The 236-nt window shown below is 58.5% G+C and carries 2 tRNA genes; both read right to left on the reverse strand.

The features are described 5' to 3' along the window. Positions 1–2: 2 nt before the first annotated feature. Positions 3–75, reverse strand: a tRNA-Gly gene (locus AC1MHZ_RS23530). Between the two features lie 85 nt (positions 76–160). Further along, positions 161–236 (reverse strand) — tRNA-Gly (locus AC1MHZ_RS23535).

Raw genomic sequence — 236 nt, forward strand, 5'->3', positions numbered from 1 at the left:
GGAGCGGGAAACGAGACTCGAACTCGCGACCCCGACCTTGGCAAGGTCGTGCTCTACCAACTGAGCTATTCCCGCATGCTTGAAGCAAACCGCTATTGGCGTGAGCACCTGTTGGCGCTTCACCACCACTGCTACGCCATGAGCGCCACAGCTTGAAAATTGGAGCGGGAAACGAGACTCGAACTCGCGACCCCGACCTTGGCAAGGTCGTGCTCTACCAACTGAGCTATTCCCGC

The sequence above is a fragment of the Pseudomonas sp. FA-1 genome (genome assembly GCF_056856075.1).